11 protein-coding genes are annotated in these 14,190 nt (G+C 68.1%); 4 read left to right on the forward strand and 7 right to left on the reverse strand.

Going from position 1 to position 14,190, the window contains the following annotated elements; translation table 11 throughout:
* Positions 1-223 precede the first annotated feature (223 nt).
* Genes ABZ004_RS38945 through guaA form a run of 3 tightly spaced genes read left to right on the forward strand, consistent with a single transcriptional unit; the run spans position 224 to position 4,844 of the window.
* Positions 224-931 (forward strand): ABC transporter ATP-binding protein, encoded by a 708-nt coding sequence (locus tag ABZ004_RS38945; protein ID WP_355687096.1) that lies wholly within the window; start codon positions 224-226, stop codon positions 929-931.
* Positions 928-3,252 (forward strand): FtsX-like permease family protein, encoded by a 2,325-nt coding sequence (locus ABZ004_RS38950; protein WP_355687098.1) that lies wholly within the window; start codon positions 928-930, stop codon positions 3,250-3,252. The genes ABZ004_RS38945 and ABZ004_RS38950 overlap by 4 nt, the downstream gene beginning before the upstream one ends.
* Positions 3,249-4,844 carry a glutamine-hydrolyzing GMP synthase gene (gene guaA, locus ABZ004_RS38955; RefSeq protein WP_355687099.1) on the forward strand — a complete coding sequence of 532 codons (1,596 nt, stop codon included), beginning with the start codon at positions 3,249-3,251 and terminating at the stop codon, positions 4,842-4,844. Before ABZ004_RS38950 ends, guaA begins: the two co-directional genes overlap by 4 nt.
* Before the next feature lie 71 nt (positions 4,845-4,915).
* Here the strand turns inward: guaA and ABZ004_RS38960 are convergent, their stop codons facing one another.
* From ABZ004_RS38960 to ABZ004_RS38985, 6 genes are all read right to left on the reverse strand, one after another.
* Complete coding sequence (locus ABZ004_RS38960) at positions 4,916-5,335, reverse strand: ASCH domain-containing protein (RefSeq protein WP_355687100.1); 420 nt, start codon at positions 5,333-5,335, stop codon at positions 4,916-4,918.
* A 15-nt stretch (positions 5,336-5,350) separates the two neighbouring features.
* Positions 5,351-6,115: a hypothetical protein gene (locus ABZ004_RS38965; RefSeq protein ID WP_355687101.1), complete on the reverse strand. Its 765-nt coding sequence runs from the start codon at positions 6,113-6,115 to the stop codon at positions 5,351-5,353.
* A 2-nt stretch (positions 6,116-6,117) separates the two neighbouring features.
* Entirely contained in the window at positions 6,118-6,651 is a 534-nt protein-coding gene (locus tag ABZ004_RS38970) for a sigma-70 family RNA polymerase sigma factor (protein ID WP_355687103.1), read from the reverse strand.
* A 37-nt stretch (positions 6,652-6,688) separates the two neighbouring features.
* Positions 6,689-9,343, reverse strand: a complete 2,655-nt coding sequence (locus tag ABZ004_RS38975) for a hypothetical protein (protein WP_355687105.1) — start codon at positions 9,341-9,343, stop codon at positions 6,689-6,691.
* The gene (locus tag ABZ004_RS38980) at positions 9,340-11,127 is read right to left on the reverse strand and encodes an HSP90 family protein (protein WP_355687106.1); all 1,788 of its coding nucleotides are present in this window, start codon (positions 11,125-11,127) and stop codon (positions 9,340-9,342) included. The genes ABZ004_RS38975 and ABZ004_RS38980 overlap by 4 nt, the downstream gene beginning before the upstream one ends.
* Before the next feature lie 90 nt (positions 11,128-11,217).
* Entirely contained in the window at positions 11,218-12,105 is an 888-nt protein-coding gene (locus ABZ004_RS38985) for a hypothetical protein (protein WP_355687108.1), read from the reverse strand.
* A gap of 107 nt (positions 12,106-12,212) precedes the next feature.
* Between ABZ004_RS38985 and ABZ004_RS38990 the strand changes: the two genes are divergently transcribed.
* Positions 12,213-13,346 carry an Rv2578c family radical SAM protein gene (locus ABZ004_RS38990; protein ID WP_355687109.1) on the forward strand — a complete coding sequence of 378 codons (1,134 nt, stop codon included), beginning with the start codon at positions 12,213-12,215 and terminating at the stop codon, positions 13,344-13,346.
* Positions 13,347-13,398: 52 nt separating this feature from the next.
* Here ABZ004_RS38990 and map read toward each other — a convergent pair whose 3' ends face one another.
* The gene (gene map, locus ABZ004_RS38995) at positions 13,399-14,166 is read right to left on the reverse strand and encodes a type I methionyl aminopeptidase (RefSeq protein WP_355687153.1); all 768 of its coding nucleotides are present in this window, start codon (positions 14,164-14,166) and stop codon (positions 13,399-13,401) included.
* Positions 14,167-14,190 lie beyond the last annotated feature (24 nt).

The following is a 14,190-nucleotide window of genomic DNA, read 5'->3' on the forward strand; positions in this document are numbered from 1 at the left end:
CCCGTCGCGCCCGGACGAGGGCCGCCGCGAGCGCCACGGCGGCCAGGCAGGCCACCAGGGCGACGAGCAGCCAGATCGTAGTCACAGGAACCACTGTCCCAGTGGCGCTCGGGATTTCGCATCATCCGCGAGGGCCACGCCGTACATCTCCGGGATGACCGGGCGCGGACATTACACCGGCAGGCTGACGTCCGGCGCGGCCCGGCGGTCCTAGCGTGAACGCATGACGGATGACGAAGGCAACGGACAGGCGGTCGTACGGCTCACCGACGTACGCAAAGAGTATGGCGACTCCGTTGCACTGGACGGGGTGTCGCTGGAGATCCGCGCCGGCGAGGCGGTCGCGGTGATGGGACCGTCCGGCAGTGGCAAGTCCACGCTGCTCAGCATGGTCGCCGGGCTGGACCGGCCGACCTCGGGGTCCGTCGTGGTGCACGGCGATGACCTGGGCAAGCTCGACGAGAAGGGCCTGGCGCTGTACCGGCGCCGGCGGATCGGCATGATCTTCCAGTTCTTCAACCTGCTCGACGACCTGTCGGCGCTCGACAACGTCGCACTGGCCTCGCAGCTGACCGGTACGCCGGCCTCGGCCGCCCGCAAGCGCGCCGAGGAACTCTTCGACGAGCTCGGCATCGCCGACCGCCGCAACATCTACCCGGCGCAGCTGAGCGGCGGCGAGCGGCAACGCGTCGCCATCGCCCGGGCGCTGATGAACCGGCCGGCGGTGCTGCTGGCCGACGAGCCGACCGGTGCACTGGACACCCGCGCCGGCGAGCAGGTCATGGACCTCCTGCTGGACCTCAACCAGATCGGCCAGACGCTGCTGCTGGTGACGCACGACCAGCAACTCGCGACCCGGTGCGCCAGCCGCGTGATCGATTTCGTGGACGGGCAGATCGCGGGCGAGCGCAGCCTGGAGCGTGCGTTGTGAGCGCGGTGTGGCCGGTATCGCGAGCAGCGGTACGCCGGCGCCGGATGCAGACCGTGGTCATCGGAGTGGTCGTGATGCTGTCCACCACGATGATCGTCGTGGCGCTGGGACTGCTGGCGGCGTCGAGTGGTCCGTTCGACCAGGCGTACGCGCGGCAGAGCGGTGCCCACCTGGTCGCGTCGTACGACCGGACCAAGGTCAGCGACAGCCAGCTCACCGAGGCGGCGCGGAGTGCCGCCGCCGTGGCCGGGCCGTTCGGCCAGGCGACGCTCGACCTGGACTCCGGTGGACCACAGACGTCTCTGGTAGTGGTGGGACGTGCGGACCCCGGCGGCACCGTCGACCGGCTCAACGTCTGGAAGGGACATTGGGCGGACAAGCCGGGCGAGATCGTGCTGAACCGGAATCCGACCGACTCCGAAGGGCGCGGTACGCCGACGCTGGGTGGGACGGTCACCGTGGGCGGCAGTCACCGGCTGACCATCGTCGGGTTCGCCTACAGCGTGAGCGGATCGGCTGATGCCTGGGTCGCGCCGGCACAGATGACGTCGTTGAAGCCGACGTCCACGCAGATGCTCTACCGCTTCGCCCAGGCCGCAACCAACGAGCAGGTGTCGGCTGGTCAGTCCGCGGTGGTCGCCGGTCTGCCGTCCGGTGCGCTGGTGGGTTCTCAGTCCTACCTTCAGCTGCGGGCGCTCGCGACCGGCGAACCGAATACGTTCGTGCCGTTCCTGATGGTGTTCGGCTGGCTGGGGCTGGCGGTCGCCGTACTGATCGTGGCCAACGTGGTCAGTGGCGCTGTGGTGTCCGGCTTCAAGCACATCGGCGTACTCAAGGCTTTGGGTTTCACGCCTACACAGGTAATGACGGTCTATCTGGCGATGGTGTCCATCCCGGCGATCGTCGGTTGCGCCATCGGCACTGTGCTGGGCAACGTGCTCGCGGAGTCCTTGCTGACAAGGGCTTTCGAGAACTACGGCGCGGGCGGCGTCGGCGTACCGATCTGGGTGGACGTGGCCACGATGCTCGGCGTACCGGCGCTGGTGGCGCTGTCCGCTCTGGTTCCTGCGCTACGAGCGCGCAGTCTCTCGGCGGCTGAGGCGATCAGCGCAGGTAGTGCGCCGCGGGCCGGGCGTGGGCTGCGGGTGCAGCGGTGGCTGAGCGGCACGCGGCTGCCGCGGTCGGTGAGCCTTGGCCTCGGGCTTCCGTTTGCCAGACCAGCGCGTACGGCGTTGACGCTGGCGGCCGTCGTGCTCGGGGTCACCAGCGTGACGCTGGCGGTCGGACTCGGGAAGTCGTTGACCACCTACCAGACTGCTGCGAGCCGGGTCGGTGCTGTTGACCTGGCGATGTTCGCGGGAACCCGCGAGAACGGTCCGCCGCCCGAAGGTGCGGGTGCGCCTCCCGCTGCAAAGCTGACTGATGCGGAGGACGAGGCCTTGCTGCGATCGACTCCGGGCGCTTCGTCGGTGACTGCGAGCACCGAGCTTCAGATGCGGCTGGCCGGGACGAATACGGATCTGCGGGTGTCCTTCTATCGCGGGGACTTCGCGCAGCTCGGCTATCGGATTCTCGACGGGCGGTGGTTCGACGGGCCGGGGCAGGTGGTCGTGTCCGAGCGGTTCCTTCGCCAGCGCGCGCTGGCGGTAGGCGACACGATCGCCTTGCAGTCGAAGGGCAAGAGCGTTCAGGTGCGGATCGTCGGGAAGGCGCTCTACAACTCGGGCGACGAGGTGTTGTCGAACTGGCAGACGCTGGCACTGGTCGCACCGGGTCTGCGGGCCTCGCTGTACGAGATCAACGTGAAGCCGGGCACGGACCTGGACAGCTACGTCAAGGCAGTGCAGGTCGGCGACTCGGGGTTGATCGAGACTCCCGGTCAGGAGGCGGGCAGCTTCGTCGCGATCGTCCTGGCGACCGTCGTACTGCTGACCCTGATGCTGGGGACGGTGGCCGCGCTCGGCGTCTTCAACACCGTCGTCCTCAACACCCGCGAACGCCGCCGGGACCTCGGGATGCTGAAGTCGATCGGCATGACGCCCGCCCAGGTCGTGGTGATGGTGGTGACGTCCATGGCCGCGCTCGGCACACTCGGCGGTCTCCTGGGCATCCCACTCGGCATCGTCGCCCACCGCCTGGTCGTCCCGGCCATGGCCAACGGCGCCCAGGTCGAGATCCCCGGCTTCATGCTCGACGTGTTCCCGCTCCCGTTGCTCGCGCTGCTCGTCCTCGCCGGCATCGCGATCTCGGCCCTCGGAGCCTTCCTCCCGGCCCGCTCCGCCGCCAATCTCACCATCGCCGAGGTCCTGCACAACGAATGAGCGATTACAGCCTTGCTGACCTGCACCGATACCCTTTGGGCGTGACTGAGCATGAGCTGGTTCTGGTCGTCGACTTCGGGGCGCAGTACGCGCAGTTGATCGCGCGGCGGGTGCGCGAGGCGAAGGTGTACTCCGAGATCGTGCCGTCGTCGATGCCGGTCGAGGAGCTGCTGGCCCGTCGGCCGAAGGCGATCATCCTCTCCGGCGGGCCGCAGTCGGTGTACGCCGAGGGGGCGCCGCGGGTCGATTCGGCGCTGTTCGAGGCGGGGGTGCCGGCCTTCGGGATCTGCTACGGGTTCCAGGCGATGGCGCAGACCCTGGGCGGCGACGTACGCCGTACGGGACTGCGCGAGTTCGGCCGGACGCCGGTCACCGTGGGCGAGGCGGGCACCCTGCTCGCCGGGATCCCCGCCGAGCTGAACGTCTGGATGTCGCACGGTGACGCGGTGCACGCGCCGCCGGTCGGCTTCGAAGTACTGGCTGCTTCGTCGGGCGCGCCGGTGGCCGCGTTCGAGAACCTGGACAGCAAGCTCGCCGGCGTCCAGTGGCACCCGGAGGTGCTGCACTCGCAGGCCGGGCAGGCCGTGCTCGAGCACTTCCTCTACGACATCGCGGGTTGCAGCGGCGACTGGACGACGACGAACGTGGTCGACGAGCAGGTCGAGCTGATCCGCCAGCAGGTCGGTGACAAGCAGGTGCTCTGCGCGCTGTCCGGCGGGGTGGACTCGGCTGTGGCCGCAGCCCTTGTCAGCAAGGCGATCGGCGATCAGCTGACCTGTGTGTATGTCGACCACGGGCTGCAGCGGTCGGGTGAGTCGGACCAGATCGAGAAGGACTTCGTCGCTGCCACCGGGACGCGGCTCGAGGTGGTCGACGCTGAGGATCAGTTCCTGGGCGCGCTGGCGGGGGTGACCGATCCGGAGCAGAAGCGGAAGATCGTCGGACGCGAGTTCATCCGGACCTTCGAGGCGACCGCTCGCAAGCTGGATGCGGACCGGCACATCGAATTCCTGGTGCAGGGGACGCTTTACCCGGATGTGGTCGAGTCGGGCGGCGGGACCGGTACGGCGAACATCAAGTCGCACCACAACGTCGGCGGGCTGCCGGACGACCTGCAGTTCTCGCTGATCGAGCCGCTCCGGACGCTGTTCAAGGACGAGGTGCGGGAACTCGGGATCGCTTTGGGTCTCCCGGAGACGCTGGTCTACCGGCACCCGTTCCCCGGGCCCGGGCTGTCGATCCGGATCATCGGCGAGGTCACCAAGGACCGGCTGGAGATCCTCCGCGCGGCCGACCTGATCGCCCGCACCGAGCTGACCGCGGCCGGGCTGGACCGCGACATCTGGCAGTTACCGGTCGTCCTGCTGGCCGACGTCCGGTCGGTCGGCGTCCAGGGCGACGGCCGCACCTACGGACACCCCGTCGTACTCCGCCCGGTCACCAGCGAAGACGCCATGACCGCCGACTGGGCCCGCCTCCCGTACGAGGTACTCGAAAAGATCTCCACCCGCATCACCAACGAGGTCGACGAGATCAACCGAGTCACCGTAGACATCACCAGCAAACCCCCAGGCACCATCGAGTGGGAGTAGCCAGGTAGCTGGCATGGACAAGAAACTGCGGCTATTACCTGTCCGACACCCCAGTTTCCTGGGCAGGGCCATCAGCCGAGGTGCTCGATCACCTGGAAGCGTTGGAGGACCACGAGGGTGGTGTCGTCGACGGTGAAGGTGGGGTCGGAGAGGACGGCGCGCATTTCTGGGCTGTGCCAGAAGGACTCGTGGTTCTGGCGCCAGGTGGTGAGGGTGGTGTCGCCTTCGCCTTCGTCGATGGCGTGTTGGAGGTCTACCTGGCCGAGGGGGACTATCCGGACCTCGGTCAGTTCGATCACGGCGACCGGGTGATCCGAGGAGTCGACGACGACCGAGCGGTCGCCGGCGGTCGGGAGGGGGTCGCCTTCGTGTTCGTAGTCGGCGACCAGGCCCGTGGTGGTCGTCTTGGAGCCGTCCAGGACCGCCGCGACCAGTTGGTCGCGGAGCGGGCCCGGGAAGGCGAACTCGAACTTGGGTAGCTCGTCGGTCATCCGGCGACGATAGCTTCAGAGGGACAGGACGACCGTGGCTGAGGTGCCGTCGCGATAGGTGGCGTGCACAGGAGTGCCCTTTGAGGACACTTCGTTGCCGGGGAGCCAGAGGGCGAAGTGGCCGCCGCCGATGGTGGCGGCGACGGTGCCTCGGGTGGGGCTCGTGTAGGTGACCGAGGTGACGTCAGGGCTGGCGGTGCCGACGGCGACGGACAGGTCGTGGCCGTCGATCGAGCCGGTGCCGAGGTCGGTGGCGGACAGGCCGCGGCTGTTCGGGCGGTCGACATCCACCGCGGTACCGACCGAGCCGAAGTTCGATTTGAAGAACCGGGTCGATTCGTCGGTGATGCAGAGCGCCGAGAAACCGTTCTGGCCCGCCAGTACGACGAGCGTCCAGGCGCCGCGCTTCTCCGCGATCGCCGTACCGGCCGACTTCAGTTGATCGGCGTAGCCCGCAGACTTCCGTACGTCGCGGCAGGAGCTCGCGGCGTCCGCCCGCTCCGATGCCGACAACCCGCTCGGGGTCGCGGTCCAGGTGGCGAAGGCCTTGTCGCCGCCGAGTGCGGAGGGCAGCACCATCGCGGCAACCGTGGCCGCGGCGACCGCCCCGACCGCGAAGGAGAACTCGCGGCGGCGACTCTTCCGGAGACCGGTCGCCGGTACGCCGGGGTCGCTGGCCAGGATGCGCTCGAGATCCGCGCGGGCCCGGGGGCTGTTCGGGTCGATCTCGCGATCGGCGGGGTCGAGCGTCCGTAGTACGGGGAATTCGTCGGTGATCATCATCAGGAGTGCCTTTCGGCCAGAGAGGGTGTGGGTTCGGGCAGGTGGTCGAGGCGTGCTCGCAGCGCGCGCCGGGCGCGGCTGAGCCGCAACCGGAACGCGACCGGCGAGATCCCCAGCACCACCGCGGCCTGCGGAGCCGCGAGACCGTCCAGTACGGCGAGGGCGAGCGCCTCCTGGTGGATCTCCGACAGCTGGTTCCAGGCCGTGGTCAGGTCGACCTGCTGGATCACCAGATCCGCGTCACCGTCAGTCGCGCCCGAGGTGATCGCGGCCAGCCGTACGGCGAGCGCACGCCGCCGGTCCGAGCCGCGTCGGGTGTTCATGAGCGTGTGGCGAGCGACCCCGAAGAGCCAAGCGCGGGCGTCGAGGGGATCATCCGGTACGTCGTCCAGCCGTCGCCAGGCCACCAGGAACGTCTCGGCAGCGACGTCCTCGGCGTGACTGTGTTCGACCCGGCGCTGAGCGAACCTGACCAGGTCGGCATAGGAGGCCTGGTAGAGCGCACTGAACCGCGCCTCGGAACTGTTGGTCATACTCCGAACCTGTCCGGCACAGACTCAAGTGTGTCGCTCAGGCCTGTAGGCGGTTCTCCAGCGCGTCGGCGTCTGCCGGACGGCCGAGAGTGCGGAGGCGATCGACCAGGAGCCAGCCGGCGCGGTACCAGGACTCGTCGCCGGTCGGCAGACCTTCGAAGATCTCCTGCAGCATCGCCTCGTCGGTAGTGCCGTGCTCGGCGATCAGCAGCCTGGCATTGGTCAACTGACCCTCGTAGCCGCCGCGTTCGTAGTACTGCGCTGCACTGCGCGCCTCGGCGAGGGCTTCCTCCACCGAACCCTGCTGCATCTTCAGGATCGCCAGGTCCCAGTGGATCCCCGCCTGCTGGAACAGCACGGACTCGTCGGCCGACGGAAGCGATTCGAGTACCGGACGGGCCCGGTCGAGCAACTGGACCACCAGGTCGAAGTCACCGGAGTACCGCGCGGACTGAGCAGCCAACCGGACCGCCTGGACATAGGCCACCGGCAGCTCGGCGGTCTCGAAGTGCTCGGCGGCCGCGAGGAACACATCGACCGCCTCCTTGTCGCGGTCCATCCGTTCGAGCAGCAGACCCTCGTCCTGCCGGAGATTGCCGAGCCACTGCGGATGTACATCCTCGGGTGTAGCGGCGAGCAGTGTCCGGACCTGCGCGAGTGCCTGGTCGAGTTCACCGAGCGCCCGATAAGCATCCATCAGTACGCCGCGGACGTCGGCCTCGAAGCTCGCGAGCGCCGGATCCCGCAGTACGGGCAGTGCCTCTTCGCCGGTCTCGGCGGCCTCCAGCGCGCGGCCCGTGAAGAGGTAGGCACGGGCGAGCTCGAGGCGGCAGAGTCCGATGTGGATCTCGGCGTCGGGATCGCCGATCGCCAGCGCGATCGCTTCCTCGAGATCGGGGACGGCCTCGTCCGGACGATCCAGCGCGATCCGGATCCAGCCGCGCTGGCGATAGGTGAAGGACCTCGGTACGTCGTGCTTCGTCGCGAGGCCGGCCGTCGCCGCACTCTCCGCCTCTTCCAGCCGCTCGAGCGGGACGAGCAGGTTGCACTGCAGGATCCCAGCGGCCGCGCGCAACTCGTCCTCGGTGTCCGGTGCCGAACGGAGATTCGCCAACTCCTGCAGGGCTTCCTCGACTCGGTCAGCCTGCGCGAGCAACGTCGCGAGCGAGTACTGCCAGCCTCCGCGGCGTCGTGGCTCGTCGTTCGCGATCAGCCGGCGCAGCGGCTCCTCACCGGTCGCCAGCCCCTCCGCGATCTGCCCGAGCTCGCCGAGCGCCCTGGCGATCCGGCCGCGGTCGCGGAGCAACCGGACCTCCTCGCCGAGTTCGGCGTACAAGGCAAGCGCCTCGCGCCAGGCGTCGAGCGCCGCTTCACCCTGGCCCAGCAATGACAGCCCTCGGCCGTCCAGCAGACGGGCCTGGTCGAGCTTGGAACGCTCCTGTTCGGGCACCTCGTCAGCGAAAGCTTGCCAGGCGGCGATCGCCTGGTCGCGACGGTCGTTCTGCCAGTCCTCCTCGGCCTTGTCGAGCCAGCCGCTGCCGACCGGATCGGGGCCCACGGCAACCACTTCTTCGGAGACAGGTGCCGACGCCTGGGCGCGGACATAGGCGCGCCGCGCGGTCTCGGACAACGGGAGATACTCCACCCACGGCTCGGCGTCGAGGATCGAGCGGATCACGGCACTCTGATGGCCGGTCGAGTTCCGTACGTCGAACTGCGCCGCCAACTCCAGTGCTCTCGCCGCCAACTGGGCGGACAACTCACCCGAGGCGATGTCGGTCTCCTGAGGCCGCCGGATCATCAGGTCGACCCGGCTCAGCGCCAGCGCCGCCGCGGCCGCGAACCGCATCTCGGCGAACGTCGTCGGCGGATCGGCCAGCTCACCCAGATGCCGCTCGATCAACTCGACCGCGCGGGTCTCGTTGCCGGTGCGGGCGCAGAAGATGATGTGATCGGCGTACGTCGCCAGTTCGCCGGGAAGACTCCGCAGCTTGCGGTAGGCCCGGCGATGCGCCTCGGCCGCTTCGGAGTACATGCCTTCGGCAACATAAGCGGGGAGCAGCGCGGTCAGCATCTGCTGCGGCTGCTCGTTGCAGGTCAGCTGGCCGTCCAGTACGCCGGCCGCGAGCGCCACTGCTTCGGCCGGCTGCCCGACCTCGATCAGGTGCTGAGCCTTCGCTGTCGGGTCGCACCCGATGCAGTCCGACAAGTCGTCGCGCGGTGTGGTCGACCAGAGCCGGAACTCCTCGGCCGCTGTCGCCGCGTCACCGATGTGGTCCGCGACCAGCCAGCGATAATGGTGCACGGTTTGCATGCTGTGCCCACCGGCACGCCAGCGTCGCTCCATGTCGTCCACTACTGCGTACGTCTGGTCGAGCGACACCTCTGGAAACTTCGAGAGCGTGCTCGGCACGTACTTGAAGCACCACAAGAACGTGTGCTCATGCGCCTGGTACTTCGCCGGGTCCGCATCCCAGTCGGTGACACACCGCGTGAACGGCACCAGCGACTTCCGCGGCTCCGCACCCATGATGTACGCGGTCACCAGGACGAGCCGCGCATAGAAGGCCAGCTCCTGGTGGGTGGACGCGTCGGCCCGGCGTACGACGTCCTCCAGCAAGGCCGAACGCGCTTTCCCGTACGGCGTACTCATCGCCGCGTTGAGCCGCTCGATCAGCTCGTCTTCGGTCATCGCGGATCCTCCTGGTTCGGGACAGCCTGGTCGAGCAGGCCGAGGAAGGAGCGGTTCACCAGTGCGGAGTCCGCCGGGCTGATCGGGTGGTAGCCGAGCATCAGGGCGTGCCCGTAGAGCCCTTCGACCGCGAGGCGCGCGAGTTCGGGATCGACGAGGCCGGCCATCCGGCGTACGAGTGGACTGCGGTGGTTCAGGACGAGCTGCGGGCGGCTGTCGTCGTGGGTGTCGAGCGCGCCGAGCACCTCGGACCAGAGCGCGTCCGCCTTGCTCTTGGTGGAACGCAACTCGGCGGCGAACTGCGCGGACCGGTCGACCAGGTAGATCGCGGGCAGCCCGGCCGGATCGAACGCCCGTACGACGACCTCGCAGCCGACCGCGTCGAGGGCCTCCTGGGCGAGCCGGACGAACGGCCGCAGTTCGAGCTCGGTCTCCGGGGCCAGACTGTCGAAGCTGGTGCTCAGCTCGGTCGGGTCGAACCGGCTGACGGTGAGGCCGGGGACCACCTCGGGCAGCCGTTCGAGCAGCTCGGTGTCGTAGGTGTAGCCGCCGTTCACGACGGTGAGCTGCTGGGCAGCGGCGACCGCGGCCAGCTGGCGGAACTCCTCGATCGTGGCGACGTACCGGATCTCGTTGGTGCGCTCGTGCAGCTCCGCCGAGGTCATCCGGCCGTGGTTCGTCTCGAACCTGAGCCAGCGGTGGACCAGCCGCAGCATCTCGTCGTCGTGCAGCGCGAGCGCCTTCACGCCGAGCTGGTGGATGCCGAGGAAACGGTCCAGTTTCTGCGGATCGGTGCTGCCGAGGCGGACCAGCCAGCCTCTGAGCTGCGCGCCGAGGGCCGCCCTGGTCATCTCCAGGTTGCCGTCGTCGAAGAGTGCCTCGCGGCTCGCCGTCGGGCGGAGTTCGGAGGTGTCGATCACGGCCCGGACGAAGAAGGCCCAGTCGGGCAGCAGTCCTTCGACACCTTCGGCCAGCAGCATGCGCTTGAGGTACACGCGGTGGGTGGCGCGCTCGGCCGGGTTCGCGGCGAAGGGCAGCACGAAGGCGACGCCGGTCAGCCCGGCTCCCGGATTGCTGAGTGGGATCACATCGAACGGGGTGAAGCCGAGCTTGTCCTGCGCATACCCGACGAGCTCGGCGCGTTGGGTCGCGCCGGTGCTCTCCCAGGGCGCCTTGCCTTCGGTGACCTGCTCGCCGTCGACACGGATCTCCAGGGGGAGGAGCGCGCCGAAGAGCTTGATCAGCTCGATGACCGTGGCCTGCTTGAACCACTGCTCGGCACCACGGCGCGCTGTGAGCGTCACCGTCGTACCGGTTTCTGTTTGTGGTGCTGCCTCGGTGATCGAGTAGCGGCCGTCCGCCGTACCGACCCATCTGGTGGTGGGGCCGTCAGTGGGCCGGGTCAGTACTTCGATCTCGTCCGACACCATGAAGGCGGACAGCAGGCCGATGCCGAACTGGCCGAGGAACTCGGTTCGCGCGAAGCCGATCTCGTCCCGTTTCGAGCTGCGCCCGATCGTCGCCAGCAGCTCGCGTACCTCGTCGGGCCGCAGGCCGATGCCGGTGTCGGTGATGCTGAGCTCGCCCGGCCCGGTCCGTACGTCGATCCGCCCGGGCGCATCCGGTTCTTTCGCCTGCCGCGCGGTGATCGCGTCGACGGCGTTCTGCAGCAGCTCCCGCAGGTAGACCCGCAGACTGCTGTACAGATGATTGCTCAGCAGATCGACGATCCCGTGCAGATCGACCTGAAAGTTCTCGCTCCCCATCCCCAGCCTCTCGTCCACCCCCCGGCTGGGCCACGCTACGCCATAACCCCCAACGCTTTCCTTCCTTCCCCTTGTCTTTTGTTTTTGCGCCTTGCGGGAGGTGAGCGGTCAGGTATGGCGAAGGAGGAGGCCGAAGAACTTCACGACCCGGCTGCCCTGGGTGGCTCGGCCCCAGTGCGTCTCGAAAGTTTCGAGGAACTTGGTCTGACTCTTGAGATGGTCCAGGTCCTCGGTCAGCACGATCGAACGGTTGGGGTCGCTCGAGAGGCGCAGGTTGGCTCCTTCCTGCCGGCACTTGCTCCCGGCGACACCGGTGGCAAGGCCGGTGGAAACCACGTCGGTCAGGTCTTCTTCGGCCAGCGCGTCGAGGGTTTTGCCATAGGCGTGGATTGCCAAGGTGCATTGAACGAGCGCCTTACCGGCCGGATGCACGCGGCCAGCTTGGCGGACCAGAGCCAGCTCGCCGTACTCCACGAGCTTGTCCGCGAACAGCTCGTGGGCCTCCCAGTCGAGGCTGTGCAGGAGGTCGATCGACCAGGTCAATGCGCTCGGTGGCACGGTGGCTGTGATGACACCCTTCGGGGTGAGCAGCACCTGGTCGGACTCGAAGATGCTCCGGAACGACTTGATGCGCGCGCTGTCGGACCAGGTGAAGTAGTTGGCGTCCAGAGTGTTGTGGAGTGTCCAGACTGCGTCGCTCTCGTTCCGCAGGTAGGTCTCGGTGCCTTGGTCGGTGGTGCAGGCGACGATCTTGTCGACGTACTGCAGCTCCGCAGGGGTCTCGGTGGCGATGAGAAGGCCGTGATGGAAGTTCGTCGGGCAGTCGGCATCCGGGACCTGGTAGGTCGCGCGTTCTGCCGGCGTGGGCGAACTCGGTGGTGGCAGTCTCCAGCTTGTCGTCGGCGTTGATGGCCGACCGTCGTCGTCGTTGTTGTCGCAGGCCGCAGTCAGGCTGAGTGCGAGCAGCACGATGATTCCCCGCGCGATGACCTTCATTGCGAACCCCCCGGTCCCGGTGATTGTGACTCTAGGTCACGAAACTTCTGGGTGGAAGATGTCGGGCTGACTTGAAAGCTGGCCGAACATGTGTTCGACTGTCGTTCATGCGATGGGCAGGTCAGCAGATCGACGTGGAGACTCCGGGGACGTTGCCGGGGCTCGGGTTGATCGCGGGTCTGGTGCGGAGCGTGACGACGCCGGAGTTCCGTGGCGTGACGTTCCATGAGGTGGTCGCGCGGTCCGCGCTGAACTCGGTGCCGGGCACCGGTCTGCCGTTCAACTGGACCGTCAATCCGTACCGCGGCTGCACGCACGCCTGCCGCTACTGCTTCGCCCGGCCGAGTCATCGCTATCTCGAACTCGACCAGGGGCTGGACTTCGATCAGCAGATCGTGGTGAAGACGAACGTCGCCGACGTACTGCGCCGTGAGCTCGCGCGACCGTCCTGGGGTCGTGAACAAGTTGCTCTCGGCACCAATACTGATCCGTACCAACGGGCCGAGGGGCGCTATCGGCTGCTGCCGGGCATCATCGAGGCGCTGGCCGATTCCGGTACGCCGCTGTCGATCCTCACCAAGGGAACGCTGCTCAAACGCGACCTGCCGCTGCTGACGGCTGCCGCCGAACGGGTGCCGGTGGGGATCGGCATCTCCCTTGCGCTCGGCGACGAGGAGTTGCGCAAGACGCTGGAGCCGGGCGTGCCGTCGGTGCGCGGCCGGCTGGACCTGATCCGCGCCGTTCGCGAAGCCGGCTTGCCCTGCGGGGTGATGGTTGCGCCGGTGCTGCCGTGGATGACCGACTCCGCAGATCAGCTCGATGATCTCTTTGCCCAGTTGGCCGATGCCGGCGCGACGGGCGTCACCACCCTCGTCCTGCACCTGCGCCCCGGTGTCAAGGAATGGTTCATGGGCTGGCTGGCCGACGAACGCCCGGACCTGGTCAAACGCTACGAAGCCCTCTATGCCCGCGGCACCAACGCGGCTCCGAGCTTCCACCGAGCCTTCGAAGGCAAAGTCCGGCCGCTGCTGGACAAACACGGCTTCGGCAAATCATCCCGCCACCGCTCGAACCCCGCCCCACTCAAACCCCCAGGCATCGTCGACGCCCCGGGCAACGGCTCAGAATCCGGCTGGGGCGAACCAGACCCCACCCACACCCGCTTCCGCCGCCCACCCCGCAAACGCCGGGCCCCCGTTCCGGCGATCACCCCCGACATATCCCAGGACACCCTCTTCTAGCCTGCCGCAGCGCTCCCGCCACGGTGCTCCCGCCTCCTCCGGTCCCTGCAGATCAGCGTTGGGTGAGGATTTCGGGGCCTGACTCGGTGATGGCTACGGTGTGTTCGGCGTGGGCTCCTCGGGTGTGGTCGGCGGAGCGGAGGGTCCAGCCGTCGTCGTCGATGACGTAGGTGGAGCCGGGGCCGTGCCAGAACCAAGGCTCGATGGCGATCACGTGCCCGGGGCGGAGTTTGAGACCGCGACCGGGCGGCCCGCCGTTCGGCACGTGCGGGTCTTCGTGCATCCGCCGCCCGATGCCATGCCCACCGAAGTCGAGGTTCGTGCCGACACCAGCCCGGTGCCCGATCGTGCCGATGGCCGCACCGATGTCACCCAGACGAGCACCTGGAACAGCGGCCGCGATACCAGCAGCCAACGCCTCTTCCGTGGTCGCGATCAGCTCGAGGTCCTCAGCAGTAGGCGTGCCGACGACGAAGCTGGTCGCGGAGTCGGCGCACCAGCCGTCGATCGAAGCACCGCAGTCGACGTTCAGCAGATCACCGTCGGCGAGGCGCAGGTCGCTCGGCAACCCGTGCAGCACGGCGTCGTTCACCGACGTACAGATCACGCCGCTGAACGGGATGGTCGCGAACCCCGGCTGGTACCCGTCGAAGAGCGACACGGCGCCGGCGGACCGGAGTACGCCACGCGCCACCTCGTCCAGTTCGCGGAGCGAGACGCCGATCGTGGCTTCGGCCTTCACCGCGGTGAGTGCGGCGGCGACGACCTTGCCGGCGGCGCGCATCTGTTCGATATCGCTCGCCGTCTTCAGTTCGACCATCAGCTTCTTCCTCAACGTCACGTG

This window comes from Kribbella sp. NPDC006257 (genome assembly GCF_040613535.1).
Lineage (GTDB): Bacteria > Actinomycetota > Actinomycetes > Propionibacteriales > Kribbellaceae > Kribbella.

Coding starts and splice junctions, on each gene's coding strand:
- ABZ004_RS38945 (WP_355687096.1), top strand. CDS start 224: ATGACGGATGACGAAGGCAACGGACAGGCGGTCGTACGGCTCACCGAC.
- guaA (WP_355687099.1), top strand. CDS start 3,249: ATGAGCGATTACAGCCTTGCTGACCTGCACCGATACCCTTTGGGCGTG.
- ABZ004_RS38960 (WP_355687100.1), bottom strand. CDS start 5,335: ATGACCGACGAGCTACCCAAGTTCGAGTTCGCCTTCCCGGGCCCGCTC.
- ABZ004_RS38965 (WP_355687101.1), bottom strand. CDS start 6,115: ATGATCACCGACGAATTCCCCGTACTACGGACGCTCGACCCCGCCGAT.
- ABZ004_RS38970 (WP_355687103.1), bottom strand. CDS start 6,651: ATGACCAACAGTTCCGAGGCGCGGTTCAGTGCGCTCTACCAGGCCTCC.
- ABZ004_RS38975 (WP_355687105.1), bottom strand. CDS start 9,343: ATGACCGAAGACGAGCTGATCGAGCGGCTCAACGCGGCGATGAGTACG.
- ABZ004_RS38985 (WP_355687108.1), bottom strand. CDS start 12,105: ATGAAGGTCATCGCGCGGGGAATCATCGTGCTGCTCGCACTCAGCCTG.
- ABZ004_RS38990 (WP_355687109.1), top strand. CDS start 12,213: ATGCGATGGGCAGGTCAGCAGATCGACGTGGAGACTCCGGGGACGTTG.
- map (WP_355687153.1), bottom strand. CDS start 14,166: ATGGTCGAACTGAAGACGGCGAGCGATATCGAACAGATGCGCGCCGCC.